The organism is Aeromonas sp. R1-2, assembly GCF_040908505.1.
Lineage (GTDB): Bacteria > Pseudomonadota > Gammaproteobacteria > Enterobacterales > Aeromonadaceae > Aeromonas > Aeromonas veronii.
Genome location: NZ_JBFODU010000047.1, coordinates 20439 through 33938 on the forward strand (window position 1 = coordinate 20439; position 13500 = coordinate 33938).

At 57.3% G+C, this 13500-nt stretch carries 12 protein-coding genes and 1 pseudogene; 3 read left to right on the plus strand and 10 right to left on the minus strand.

The window, feature by feature from the left end:
* Positions 1–136: 136 nt before the first annotated feature.
* A complete protein-coding gene (locus tag AB5Y76_RS16435; protein WP_263718870.1) occupies positions 137–1306 on the minus strand; it encodes a hypothetical protein in 1170 nt (389 codons plus the stop codon).
* A gap of 477 nt (positions 1307–1783) precedes the next feature.
* On the opposite strand from AB5Y76_RS16435, the gene dhaR reads away from it, so the two are divergent.
* Complete coding sequence (gene dhaR, locus AB5Y76_RS16440) at positions 1784–3685, plus strand: dihydroxyacetone kinase operon transcriptional regulator DhaR (RefSeq protein WP_263718869.1); 1902 nt, start codon at positions 1784–1786, stop codon at positions 3683–3685.
* Between the two features lie 93 nt (positions 3686–3778).
* Here the strand turns inward: dhaR and AB5Y76_RS16445 are convergent, their stop codons facing one another.
* From AB5Y76_RS16445 to AB5Y76_RS16480, 8 genes are all read right to left on the minus strand, one after another.
* On the minus strand, positions 3779–4861 hold the full coding sequence (locus AB5Y76_RS16445) for a glycerol dehydrogenase (RefSeq protein WP_064341828.1): 1083 nt from the start codon (positions 4859–4861) through the stop codon (positions 3779–3781).
* Between the two features lie 125 nt (positions 4862–4986).
* Entirely contained in the window at positions 4987–5703 is a 717-nt protein-coding gene (dhaM, locus tag AB5Y76_RS16450; protein WP_182963163.1) for a dihydroxyacetone kinase phosphoryl donor subunit DhaM, read from the minus strand.
* Position 5704: 1 nt separating this feature from the next.
* Positions 5705–6334, minus strand: a complete 630-nt coding sequence (dhaL, locus tag AB5Y76_RS16455) for a dihydroxyacetone kinase subunit DhaL (RefSeq protein ID WP_058056343.1) — start codon at positions 6332–6334, stop codon at positions 5705–5707.
* A gap of 9 nt (positions 6335–6343) precedes the next feature.
* Positions 6344–7414: a dihydroxyacetone kinase subunit DhaK gene (gene dhaK / locus AB5Y76_RS16460; RefSeq protein WP_064341830.1), complete on the minus strand. Its 1071-nt coding sequence runs from the start codon at positions 7412–7414 to the stop codon at positions 6344–6346.
* A 238-nt stretch (positions 7415–7652) separates the two neighbouring features.
* Positions 7653–9011: an NCS2 family permease gene (locus tag AB5Y76_RS16465; protein WP_368177762.1), complete on the minus strand. Its 1359-nt coding sequence runs from the start codon at positions 9009–9011 to the stop codon at positions 7653–7655.
* A gap of 306 nt (positions 9012–9317) precedes the next feature.
* The gene (gene cspA / locus AB5Y76_RS16470; protein ID WP_005316548.1) at positions 9318–9530 is read right to left on the minus strand and encodes an RNA chaperone/antiterminator CspA; all 213 of its coding nucleotides are present in this window, start codon (positions 9528–9530) and stop codon (positions 9318–9320) included.
* Between the two features lie 595 nt (positions 9531–10125).
* Positions 10126–10410, minus strand: a complete 285-nt coding sequence (gene yjbD / locus AB5Y76_RS16475; protein WP_005340165.1) for a DUF3811 domain-containing protein — start codon at positions 10408–10410, stop codon at positions 10126–10128.
* A gap of 146 nt (positions 10411–10556) precedes the next feature.
* Positions 10557–11459, minus strand: a complete 903-nt coding sequence (locus AB5Y76_RS16480; protein ID WP_043822581.1) for a cation diffusion facilitator family transporter — start codon at positions 11457–11459, stop codon at positions 10557–10559.
* Between the two features lie 460 nt (positions 11460–11919).
* Between AB5Y76_RS16480 and AB5Y76_RS16485 the strand changes: the two genes are divergently transcribed.
* Positions 11920–12045 (plus strand): hypothetical protein, encoded by a 126-nt coding sequence (locus AB5Y76_RS16485; protein WP_019445191.1) that lies wholly within the window; start codon positions 11920–11922, stop codon positions 12043–12045.
* Between the two features lie 72 nt (positions 12046–12117).
* Here the strand turns inward: AB5Y76_RS16485 and AB5Y76_RS16490 are convergent, their stop codons facing one another.
* Positions 12118–12861, minus strand: a complete 744-nt coding sequence (locus tag AB5Y76_RS16490; RefSeq protein ID WP_064341833.1) for an ABC transporter substrate-binding protein — start codon at positions 12859–12861, stop codon at positions 12118–12120.
* A 474-nt stretch (positions 12862–13335) separates the two neighbouring features.
* Here AB5Y76_RS16490 and AB5Y76_RS16495 point away from each other — a divergent pair.
* Positions 13336–13458: pseudogene (locus AB5Y76_RS16495) on the plus strand (hypothetical protein); the annotation flags it as partial.
* Between the last annotated feature and the right edge of the window lie 42 nt (positions 13459–13500).

Genomic DNA, 13500 nt, shown 5'->3' on the forward strand with positions numbered 1-13500 from the left:
GAATTCGATTTACGCGAATGTTCGATTACGCCTGACGGCTAATCGAACCTACGGGCTAACTTTTCTTGACGCAAAAAGTTTTTTTCACCGGTAAATTAGGATCGCAAAGAGTAATTTATCTGAGTGCAGAAGTTTGTTAGCTTGCTCCAATGAAGAGGTGGCAAAAAGTATCATAATCAATGATTTCAATATCTGGATATCTTCTCCGTGCTTGACTGACTTCTTCCAATGATGAATTTTCCCAACTGCCAACGACAAGCACTAATTTAGGGTCTTTAATCATAACACCATATTTTTTACTAGCGTGTTCCGCATTTTTTGGATAAGAAAAATATTCCTTGTAATTAGCGAGCTGAGCTACACCTTCCTCCACGTAGTCAATAAATCGGCGCCGTTTTCTACCACCCTTTGTGATATTTTTCTTAGTTAGCGCGGCAGTTTTAAGGTCGTATATATCATAGAAGCCATCTCCTCGCTTAATCAATAAATCTGGGTTAATCGCTACATCGTCACAAGTTCCGTCATGCTCAATCCATTCCAAATAGGGTTCGTACTCAAAATGATCAGTTTTAAATGCTGTCTTTATTATCTCTGGGTGCAGGTTCAGAAACTCCCCAATGGTGGTTTCGTGAAGCCCAGGTAAAAGGTACATATTTTGCAATTGACCAGCCACGAAAACCCGCTCTTCAGTATTACCTTGAGTCGTATGAACTCCTTTGACTTCATTCTTGCCCAAAACTTCATTGAAGAATCCAGTTAGCTTTTCCTTTGTGATTTTGCTTTTGAATAAATATGCTGAAAGTATATTTTTACATCGGTATAGATGTTCTAATCTATTCACCAGAACACAGTTTTCAATTGAACATGATTCAAAGTGTTCACCAAAAGAAAAAACGCTACCCTTCCCACCTATTCTATTCAGCTTCGATCCATAGAGTTCAATTGAAGGAAATCTTTCTGATACTGCTTCAAAGTCGGCCTCTTGAGCCAAACATAAAAATCTGAACCCGATACCGGCTCCGTCAAGGTGCACACACGGTTCTGGTTCTGAATCATCAAACTGGTTTAAATAACGATAGATCGACTTCTCTTTATGTATTTTTAAGGTTAATCCTTGATACTTACGTACAGCTCCAACAAGCTCTGCTATGTAAAATCCGGAACAGTTCGTAACCAATAAAATATTTGGGTAGAGAATGCTTCCACCTTTTGAATCAAGGTTTCCTTGGGTGTCCATGTCTGAAATATATTTGAGGTAACTGTTCCAGATATCTTTTACTTCATATACGAATTTTTCAAATAGCATTTGGCTGCCTTTATGTTTAGGGCAAGTTTGGAAGCTAACAGTGATTAGATGGAAGACGGTACTAATCTGCTAATAGAGCCTTCCATAAAACTTCGGTTCGCCCTGAGCACCACCACAAAAACATTTTAAATTAAAATGTTATCAACTTATCTGTTTTTTTGAGCATATTTGTTGAGTGTCTCTCTTTGGATCTTATTTTCGTTGCTGAGCAAAAATACACGTAAGGCGCGGCAATGGAAAGCACCGTCAGGCCTCCTCTTCATGAACAAGCCAGTAGTGTGATCGGGACGATATATCAGGAGAGCGAGGGAATGCCAGAGTGCCGCGCCTTCTGCCACTGGCTCGGCCAGCAATTTGCTGACGGCGAACCCGACTGGGAGGAGGGCGGGCTTGCCACCCTCTGAGGCAGGTCACTGAATCGGGGGCGCTGGCGTGGTTAAATGGTCGGCTCACATCTTGCCGGATATTGCTGTGACCATGCCATCTGACCTTCAGCCGCTGCTCGCTTGGCCTGACTATCTGCAGGCATCCTGGCTGCGCTGCGCCCACCAGACCAGTGCCACCCTCTGGCATCCGCCCCACAGCGCCAAGGGGCAGACCTTGCAGAGCCTGCGCCAGCGCAAGCGCGACCTGCTCACCACCGGTGAGATGGCCCTCGAAGATCTCTACGAATTTATGGAGGGGCGCCCCTGCGCCTTGCTGCTCACCGACGAGAGCGGCTGCCTGCTGGCCCAGACCGGCCATCCCGACACCCTGCGCGAGCTGGCGGCGTTGGGGTTTGGCCCCGGCGCCTTTTTCAGCGAGGGGCGCATCGGCACCAATGCCATCAATCTGGCGGCGCTGGAGGGAGTGCCACTCTGCGTCAGCGGCTCCCAGCACTTCAACCAGACCCTCCACCCGTGGCACAGCTGCGCCAGCCCGGTCTACAACAGCAATGGCCGTCAGGTCGCCATCATTGCTTTGATCTGCAAGGTGGAGGAGGCGAGCGCCGGCGATCTGGCGCTCACCGTCAGCGCCGGGCGCGAGCTGGCCCATCTGCTGCAGATGGAGACCCTGATGCAGGAGTCCCAGCACCACTTGAGCGAACTCTACGCCCTGCTCGATGGCATGGATGACGGCGTGCTGGCCTGGGATCCGCAGGGCCGGCTGCGCTACCTCAACGCGCTGGCGGCCCACCGGCTGCGGCTCGATCCGGCGCTCTGTCTCGGCCAGCCGCTGGAGCTGCACCTGCTGTTGCCCCAGCGGTTGCAGCTGGCCATCAGGGGGCAGACGCCGCTCAGCCATGTGGAGGTGACGCTGGAGCGGCTCGGCGCTCAGGAGGGGGAGTTTATCAATGCGCTGGTGAGCCTCAAGCCGCTGCCGGGGCCGGAGGGGGTCAGCTTTATCGCCCTGCTGCACCCGGTCGATCGGCTGCGGGCGATTCATCAGCTGCGCCAGACGGTGCCCGAGTTGTCGGCACTGGTGGGGGAATCGAGCGCCATGCGCAAGCTGCTGCGCTATGCCCGGCAGGCGGCCCAAAGTCAGGGGCCGATCCTGCTGCGTGGCGAGGAGGAGGTGGGCAAGGCTCAACTGGCGGAGGCGATCCACTTTGGCAGCGAGCGGGCCGCGGGGCCGCTCATTACCCTCAACTGCAAGGCGCTGCCGAGCGAGCGGATGGCACTGGAGCTGATGGGTTCCGACGAGGCGGGGCAGGAGCGGGCGGGCAAGTTCGAGCTGGCCCACGGCGGCACGCTGGTGCTGGAGCAGGTGGAGTGCCTCTCCGCCCCCATGCAGGCGGCGCTGCTGCAACTGCTCAAGACCGGCCGCATCCAGCGTTTCGATTCGGCCCGCATCCTGCCGCTCAAGGTGCGGATCATCGCCACCAGCAGCGCCCCGCTGGAGCAGCTGGTGCAGGAGGGGTTGTTTGGCCGCCAGCTGCTCTATGCCTTGCAGGCGTGCGAGCTGTGGCTGCCGGGATTGCGGGAGCGCGCGGCCGATCTGCCGGGCCTGATCAGCCAGCAGTTGGCGGCGCAGGGGCGCGAGCCGGTGCGCCAGTTCAGTCCGGCGGCCCTCGATTGTCTGCTCGCCTACCCTTGGCCCGGCAATCTGGGGGAGCTGCGCAGCGCCGTGGAGCATGCGCTGCTTCACGCCGGTCAGGGGCCGATCCCGCCGGAGGCGCTGCCCGCTGCCATTCGGCACGGCTATCAGCGGGTGGCGGACGAGGTGGTGGGGCAACCGCTGCTCACGCTGGCGGAGCTGGAGCGGCAAGCCATCCTGCGCTGCGCCCATGCCTGCAAGGGGCAGGTGAGCCAGATGGCCCAGCATCTGGGCATCAGTCGCACCACCCTCTGGCGGCGGCTCAAGCTGCTCGAGATCGATCCCGCCGACTATCACGGCTGATAGTTATTCAGGCTGTTGCCAACCGGCCCGCAGAAAATGAAAAGGCCCCGCAGTTGCGGGGCCGTGTTATATGGCAGGTCAGTGGTGGCGCGTTTACAGCCCCAGCTGGTGGGCGGTGACGATGGCCGCCAGCACATCCTCGGCGGTGACCTTGAATGGCATATTGTGGATGGTCTCGCCCTCGGCGGTGGAGGCTTTGGCCACCTCCATCAGGCGCGCCATATCCAGCTCCTTGACCCCCATCATATGCAGGTTGGTCGGCAGGCCCACCGAGCGGCAGAAGGCCAGTACGGTTTCGATCTCCGCCATCGGCGCGTTCTCCAGCACCAGCTGCACCAGGGTACCGAACGCCACTTTCTCACCATGATAGAGGTGGTGGCACTCGGCCAGCTGGGTCAGGCCGTTGTGGATGGCGTGGGCGGCGGCCAGACCGCTGCTCTCGAAGCCGATACCGCTCAGATAGGTGTTGGCCTCGATGATGTTCTCCACCGCCTTGGTGCAGAGCCCCTGCTCCACCGCCAGCTTGGCCTTGTAGCCATCGGCCAGCAGGGTCTTGTAGCAGAGCTCGGCAATGGCCTGCGCCGCCAGCGTAGAAGCTCCACCGGCCATGGTCTGGCAACCGGAGACCTTGTTGGCGCGCGCCTCGAAGTAGGTGGAGAGCGCATCCCCCATGCCGGAGACCAAGAGCCGCACCGGGGCGCGGGAGACCACGCCGGTATCCATGATGACCATGTTGGGGTTGGTCGGGATCATCAGGTATTCGCTGAACTGCCCTTCCGGGGTGTAGATGACCGCCAGCGCGCTGGTGGGGGCATCGGTGGAGGCGATGGTGGGCACTATGACCACCGGCACCTTCTGGTAGAAGGCGACCGACTTGGCGGTATCCAGCGTCTTGCCGCCGCCGATGCCGATGATGACGTCAAACGGGGTCTGGTTGCAGCGAGCCAGCAGGCGGTCGATCTCGGGGCGGGAACACTCGCCGTTGAAGCAGTCGAACTCCGGCTTGATCCCCGCGCCGTGGAAGCTGGTGGCCACGGTATCACCGACCAGCTTGGTGACGAAGGCGTCAGCCAGGATCAGCGGCTTGCTGCCGAGCGCTTTGACGTAGTTGCCGATATTGGCGAGGGCCCCGTTGCCTTGTACGTATTTGCTGGGGCTGATGATAATGCGGTCCATATTCTATCCCTCTCTCTTTATGAATTAAGAATCGGGGCGAAGGGGCGGCAGTGCCGGGGACGCCTTCGTCTTGAACGAAGCTGCACAGGCTCAGCGAGCGAGTGCAGCCCCTTGAAACAGTGGCGTCAGTCGCCAAAGCGCTCGGCGGCCAGCTGCTGGAAGCAGGCCAGTGCGGCGCTGGCATCCTCCCCGCGTGCCAGCAGGGTGAGCTGGTCGCCCTGACGCACGTTGAGCATGGCGAGCCGGGTCAGGCTGCGGGGATTGGCCTCTTTATCCTCCTTTTGCAGCTTGAGTTCGGCGGCAAAGGGCTTGAGGGCGGCCACCAGTCGGGCAGCGGGGCGCACATGCAGGCCGTGGGGGTTATCCACCACCACCTCGCAGCGCAGCCAGCCGTCGTCGACAACGGGGGCTGTCTCGGTGGCGGCCTGCGCCGCGCTGGCTGGCAGCATTGCCTGTTTCGGGCCCAGCGCGCCGAGCGCCTCGGCGGCGACCTCATCCAGCGTCAGGCCGGAACCGGCCGCTACCACGGCGGCCAGAGTACCTTCGACCAGCGGGGCCGGGCAGAGTCGCACCCTCGCGCTCAGCTCCGGGGGCAGCAGTTCGAGGGCGGTCTCGGCGCTGAGCAGAGCGCTGCCCAAATCCATCAGCACCAGCACGCCACTGCCGTCATCCGCCTCTTCAATCGCACTCATCACCGCGATGGCATCGGTGCCGATGGGGTGGTCGGGGTCATCGACCCCGGCCGCCAGCAGCAATCGGGCCGGGCTGCCGAGCTGGTCGGCCAGCGCTTTCAAGCCGGCCGCCAGCTGGGCGCTGTGAGAGACAACTACGATTCCGATCATGTCACAACCTCGCTCTGTCACGCAGGGCGGTCAGCAGTAGCAGGGTCGAGGTAGCCCCGGCATCCTGATGGCCGATGCTGCGCTCGCCAAGATAGCTGGCGCGCCCCTTGCGGGCCTGCATCTGGATGGTCGCCTCGGTACCGGCCGCGGCGGCTGCCACCGCCTTGTCCAGCGCTTCGTTGAGCGGCAGCTCTTGCTGCAGCGCCTGTTGCAGGGCGGCCAGTGCCGGCCACCAGGCATCGCACATGGTCTTGTCGCCCGGCTCGGCACGGCCACGAGAGACGATCCCCTCGACCCCGTCGCTCAGCATTTTGCACAGCTGGCTGAGGCTCAGGCTCTGGCAGGCGTCAGTACTGGCCGCTGCCCGGATAAAGAAGGTGCCGTAGAGCGGGCCGCTGGCGCCACCGACCGAGGAAAGCAATGTCATGCCGGTGGTTTTCAGCACCTGACCGATATCCTTGTCCGCCACCGCAGGCAGTTTCTCGGCCACTTTGGCAAAGCCGCGCTGCATGTTGAGGCCGTGGTCGCCGTCGCCGATGTCGGTATCCAGCGCGGTGAGGTAGTCACGCTGCTCGGTAAAGATGTGTTCGCAGTCGAGCAGCCAGTTGACGATGTGATGCTTGCTTAACATGGGTTCTCCTTAGCAGCCGCGACGCAGGGCGGGGGTGTGAACGGGGGCATCCCACAGGGTCATCAGCTCATCATCCACCTTGAGCAATGTGATGGAGATGCCGGTCATGTCGAGGGAGGTGCAGTAGGGGCCAATCAGGTTGCGCACCAGATGGATGCCCGCCTCTTCGCACAAGGTGGCGAGGCGACCATAGACGCCATAGAGCTCGGAGATGGGGGTACCGCCCAAGCTGTTGACCAGTGCGATGACTCGATCGCCTTTGTTGAGCGGTTCGATAAAGGTGTGCTCTTCCTGCCAGCTGCCGCTGGTGCGATCCCAGTGGCGCAGGGTGCGCCCATAGGGGGTATTGTCCGCCAGCTCGCTGAACATGTCGTCCACCAGGGTATTGAGGTCGGTGAAGGGGCGGCGCTCGATGCCCGGCTCGCCGTGGATACCGACGCCGAACTCCATCTCGTTGTCTGCCAGGGTGAAGGAAGGCTTGCCCGCGGCAGGCACGGTGCAGGCATGCATGGCCACGCCTATGGTACGGCTCTGGTTGTTGATGCGGCGGGCCAGCGCCTCGCAACGTGCCAGATCGTAGCCCGCCTCGGCGGCGGCACCGACCAGCTTCTCGCACAGCACTGTCGTGGCGACACCACGACGACCGGCGGTATAGAGGCTGTCTTTGACCGCCACGTCGTCATCGATCAGGGCGAAGCCCACCTTGACCCCGTCGCCGTGCAGCAGCTCGACCGCGGTCTCGAAGTTGAGTACGTCGCCGGTGTAGTTCTTCACCAGAAACAGCACTCCCGCGCCGCCATCAACGGCCTGACCGCACTCGTACATCTGATCCGGCGTCGGGGAGGTAAAAATTTCGCCGGGGCAGGCACCATCCAGCATCCCTTTGCCCACTAGACCTCCGTGCATCGGCTCGTGGCCGCTACCACCGCCGGAGACCAGCGCCACCTTGCCCATCACGGGGGAGTCGGCGCGGGTGATGTAGTGGGGTTCGATACGTACCTTGAGCTCGGGGTGGGCGGCTGCCATCCCCATCAGTTGTTCACGGACCACGGCATCGACGGCATTGATCAGTTTCTTCATGGCTCACTCCTTGGCTTGCCACCGCACTGGTGGGCAAATGGTTGATGGAGCCAGTCTAACGACAGAAAAAGGGATAAAAATGACGGGCGATTTGGTTCGGATTTGAAACAGCAGAAGGGGGATGGGTGTTTCAATCTGAAACGGCGAAGGGCTGGCGGGCGGGAAACTGTTAGCTGACTCACAGCCATGAAAAAGGGCCCCGCAGGGCCCTTCGCTATAACCGGAATATGCGGACGGGTTAGATGGCCCAGCCACCGGCGTAGAAGATCACCAGCGCCAGGGCGATGATGACGGTGCCGACGTTCAGCTTCTTCCACTCGGCAGCGAAGATGCGGCCAACGACCAGTGCGACGAAACCCAGCATGATGCCGGTCACGATGTTGCAGGTGAGCACGATAAAGACGGCGCACAGCATGCCGGAGAGCGCATCGACCGAGTCGCTGAAGTCCAGCTTGGTAACGTTGCCCAGCATCAGCAGACCGACATACATCAGGGCCGGTGCGGTGGCGTAAGCCGGTACCAGATAGCTGAGCGGGGAGAGGAAGATCATCAGCAGGAACAGTACGCCGACCAGCGCTGCGGTCAGACCGGTTTTGCCACCGGCCGCAGTGCCTGCGGCGGATTCGATGTAGACGGCAGCCGGAGCACCGCCGACGGCGCCTGCAACCATGCTGCTGACGGAGTCGGCAGTCAGGGCCTTGCCGCCGCTGATGATGTGGCCACGCTCGTTGATGAGGCCCGCCTGACCGGCCACGGCACGGATGGTGCCTGTGGCGTCAAACACGGCGGTCATCACCAGTGCCAGTACGGTCGGAATGACCACCGGATTTAGGGCGCCCAGCAGATCCATGCTGCCTACCAGAGAGCCTTTCTCGCCAGTCAGGCTCGGCATGGCGAAGAAGCCCTGCCAGGTCACTTTCGGGTCGAAGATAAGACCGAGGATGGAGATGGCGATAATCACCATCAGGATGCCGCCCGGCACCTTGCGACGCTCCAGACCGAAGATGGCGGCCAGACCCAGCACCGTCATGATGACCGGGAAAGCGGTCACTTCACCGAGTTGTACTGGCAGACCGGCCCCTTCGTTCTTGATCACCATGCCGACGCCGTTGGTGGCGATCAGCAGCAGGAACAGACCGATACCGATGCCGGTGCCGTGAGCAATGCCGGAGGGGAGGTGATCCAGGATCCACTGGCGCACGCCAGTGACGCTGATCAGGGTAAACAGCACACCCATCAGGAAGATGGCGCCCAGCGCGACCGGAATGCTCAGTCCCTGACCCAGCACCAGACTGAAGGCGGTAAAGGCGGTGAGGGAGATGGCGCAACCGATAGCCATCGGCAGCTTTGCCCACAGCCCCATCAGCAGGGAGCCGAAGGCCGCGATCAAACAGGTGGCAACAAACACCGGGCCCTGCTCAAAGCCGGCTGCGCCCAGCATGTTCGGCACCACTATGATGCTGTAGACCATCGCCAGGAAGGTGGTCAGCCCCGCGACCAGCTCCTGACGCACGCTGCTACCGCGCGCAGAAATGGAAAAATAAGAGTCCAGAAAGCCGCCAGTCCCTGTTTGGGCGGCCATATCTTGCTTTGCCATAACTAATCCTGAAAGTGTGAAGGAAATCGTTTGCGTTGGTGGCGCGCAAAATAGCAAGAATTCGCGGCAAATACAGCGGATAACCTGACTTTTTCGTCACTATTTTACATTTTGAGTCCATTCGGAGCTCATTCTAAGACTCAAGCGGTGAGAGCGTGTAAGGGAGGGATCAAGCGGTCGGGGGAGGGGAGATCAGTGAGGAAAAAAGCGGGGAACAACAAAAAACCCGCCGAAGCGGGTTTTTTTAAATTCTTGCAGAGCTGTCAGCAGTTGGCATGAGCCATCAGCAGCATGCTCCGGCTTGAATTACAGACCAACTACGTTGGCAGCAGCCGGGCCTTTCTGGCCTTGCTCGATGGTGAACTCAACGCGCTGACCTTCGTCCAGGGTTTTGAAGCTGGTGGACTGGATAGCTGAGAAGTGTACGAACACGTCTTTGCTGCCGTCAGCCGGGGAGATGAAACCAAAACCTTTCTCAGCGTTGAAGAACTTAACGGTACCAGTCATTTTGTTAGACATAATAATTTCCTTAAATAGTGTTGAATGCCACCTAAATGGCAATTTTTGATTTTTCGTCAGCAATACGTATGGGGAGCACTAAAGAAGGAGAATTATTTGATAAGAATTATCCGAGGATAACGCTTATACTAATCACTGCTTTACTAAAATGACTGCCTAACATAATCAGGTCTGAACTGCCGAACCATCGAGAAAGATTAAAACACGCTCTCATTTTTAAAGCAAACTTTATCTCGATATTAATGTTTTGTAATAGCCCAAAATATCATTTTTTATAGTAAACATGATGCATTTCAACGGCATAGAAAAATCAGTGCAGACTCATATCACCCTGTTGCAAGCCGGATTCGGCTTTTTTGTCCTGACTATGTAGCCAGTTCTGGCAAAAAATATGAGAAAAAATGAAAAGCTGGCGATAGATGGGGATTGTCAGTTGGCGTTTTCTCTAACTCACAATGTAAATCACTTCTTTGCTGCTGCGATTAGCTTCTGAGCGGCAAATCAATGGCGGCGCCAAATCTGGCGCATCGAGCATCGCCCAGACATGCAAACGCCCGCAGGCACTAAGTGCCAGCGGGCGTTTTGCAAGAAGGGATCAGCGCTTGCTGCGAAACTTGTTGCTGACCGAATCAATCCAGCTGAAGGTTTCCGGCAGCACCTGGTTCTTGGCGCGCTCTTTGGCTTTCTCGCGAGCCAGCTTGGAGGCAGCCTTGGCCGCTTCGGCGCGGTCCGCCACAATTTTCAGGCGACCCTCTTCGCGGATCTTGTTCCGCTCTCCGTTGGTCAGCTGGTGGTCTGCATTGGCTTGTGCCTTTTGCAATAACAAGGCTATCTCGGCTTTTTCGGCCTCGGTCAGATCTTTCATTTCCAGCTTTTTCACGGCGCGCTCCTGCGGCAGGGTGGTTAGACACCCTAACACAGTTGTGCCGATCACTTCTTATGCAATCGGCTTTCCGGCCTTAAAAATGCAGGTTTGTGCCAACTTTCCGTTATTTCGCTGCCACTTTCCCGCCTGTTTGCCACATTTCAATTTATGGCGAGCGGTGAGGGCAGCTCTTGCTCCTCCGGCTCGACGTGGATAAGCACGATGGCGTGGGGCAGTTGCGCCATGATGGCGTGTTCGATGCGATCACAGATATCGTGGGCTTCGCCGATGCTCATCTCAGGGGGCAGGGTGAGGTGGAAGTCGATATGGCGGCGGCGTCCGGCACGACGGCTGCGCAGATCGTGGAAACCGCTGGCGGCAGGGCAGCATTCGGTGATGATGCGGCTGGTCATCGCCAGCTCTTCCGGGCTCATGCTCTGGTCGATCAGCGGCTGGAAGGCCTCGTTGAGCATGCTGATCGCCTCTCTGACAATAAAGATGGCGACCGCAATGGCCACCAGCGGGTCGAGGATGGCGAGTGAATGGCCGAACAGACCAGCCAGCCAGATCCCGCCAAGACCGACGGCGACCCCGGCGGAGGTGAGCACGTCCGCCTTGAGATGAAGCGCATCGGCAGCCAGCGCGACCGACTCCTCCTCTCGGGCCACCTTGTAGAGGTAGGCCGAGACACCGCTGTTGACCAGCGCCGAGATCACCATCACCAGCACGCCCCAGCCAATGCTTTCAATCGGGCTGGGGGTGATCAGCTTGTCGACGGCTTCGAAGATGATCCAGCCCGCGGCCAGCAAGATAAGCAGTGCTTCGATGACGCCGGAGACATTTTCAATCTTGTCGTGACCATAGGGGTGGCGTTCATCGGGCGGGAGGTCGGACTTTTTCACCGCGAACAGAGCGATCAGGGCTGCCACCAGATCCATGGCGGAGTGGATCGCCTCCGAGATGATACTGACCGAGCCGCTGGCGAACCCGGCCACCATTTTCATGATGATCAGACTGATATTGGAGCAGACCGACACCATGGCGGCTCTGGTTTTTCTGTTCATGTACAGCTTCCTGAATAAAAACGGATATTTCGGTGCGGCGCGCATTATATCCGGCTGACCGGAAATAACCTATTCGGTGTTGTAATATGATGTTTCCGATGATATTGCGAATGCTTATTAAAATGGTGACCTCTTGCGCGGCAATAAATAATGAGAGGGATTTATGTTTATCCGTGAAAATATCCAGGTAACGATGGCTTAATATAAGCGCGACAACATTTAATAATGCGAATTACTCTTTTTTGGTCTTTCCTGTCGAGGTCGTTTGGCCTCCCCGCTCAAGGGGCTGCGCGCGACATCTTTTGGACGAGAATGAGGCTGGATCCGGATGCCGCTGGAGGGTATGCTGGGTCTGGTGATGGTCTTGCACCATCCCACCAAGCGTACTGAAGTTGATGATTCGGATGGCATGCTGGCTCCCATGAGGAACCAACTGTCTGGGTAACATTTTTGGAGTTTGATGATGAGTAACAAAGAACATCACAACGGCAAAGATGCCAAGAAAAAACCGCAGATGTCACTGAAAGAGAAACGCGAAGCCAAACGTCAGAAAGCAGAACTGAAAAACGGCAGCGCAATGAAGTAACGCTCCCCTACTGCTGTTCCTTCGGAGCCAGTACAAAGCCAGCCCTTACCGGCTGGCTTTTATGTTTGTGGCTCACGGCGTGGCGCCGTAAGCCGCGAAAATCTGGTGATAACGACCATCCTGACGCATCGCCTCAAGGCGCTTATCAAACAGATTGCGGGCATCGGCCGTTCGGAAGGCAAAGTGATAGACGGTGGGCGGGAAGAGGTCTGCTTGCCTGACCTGATTGCGCTCGTAGTGCTCGCCTGCCTGGGCGGTGGCAATCAGCTGATCGAGGTAGTAGTAGAACACCCGCTCCTCCAGTACGACTGCATCCACCCGGCCGCGCATCAGCTGATGTACCTGCACCTGCTGCTTGGCTACCTCCTCATAGTGGGGATTCTGGTTGGCCATGGTGGCGAACGCACCCCCCAGAATGATCCTTGCCCGTTGAAAGGCAGTGACCCGTTTTGAATGCAGGTCGTCCAGAGTACTGATGTGGGTGCTGCGCAGGGTGAAGATCCGGTTATGGAAGGTGATAACGGGCTGGGTCAGAACGTGAGGATCAACCATACCGGGTCTGACGTTGATGATGGCATCCAGCTTTCCTGACTCGAACAGGCGGAAGGTACGCTCCAGCGGCAGAAATTCAAAGCTGGGCTCATAGCCGCTGCCAGCGAACGCCTCTTTCAGCAGATCCAGCTCAATGCCACGCTGATTACTTTCGATGACATAAGGGGGGATGGCAAAGCTGACCCCGACCTTGAGTGGCGTTGCCTGCAACTGGCCGGAGAGCATGCTGGTCAGCATTAGCAATAAAGGGGTGAGCAGTTTCATTGCACTTTTCACAAAGCGCTCCTGTGGAGAATATCCATCACTGTAGGGGAGGCAACCAAAAAGCGTTATATCCCTTTCGGGCTGAGAGGTTCAGCCTGAGTGCATAAAAAAAGACCCTGAGTTATCAGGGCCTTTTCAATATTCTGTTCTTAAAAAGGTAATACATGTAAAAAATCGCTGCTGAGTGAGTGACTGAGTGAGTGGCAATGAATTTTTTACTATATATTTCAATGCATAACACCTTTTCTTACACTTCTGGTTGCTCACCTTAAAATGACACTTTTTAAAGATATGTAAGAAAAGGTATGAAAATGCGTGTTCATACCTGTTTATTCTTACACTTTTTGGTTGTCCTCACCAGAACCCTCACCACATGAGCCTTACCAGCTCAAAAGAGAGAACCACGCACCGAGTTGCTGAGTGACCTTCTCGCAAAGCTGTTCGCACCCGTCCCGGTAAACAGACGAAGCTTTTGCTGAGCTGAGTGAGAGTTGGGCGGGTGACCTAGTGGCATATGGACGCCAGATCCGGGAGCGGGTACAGCAGTGGACAGGGCTGACGGTCGGTGTTGGTATCGGCCCCACTAAAACCCTAGCCAAACTCGCCAACTATGCCGCAAAAAAATGGCCCGCCACCGGA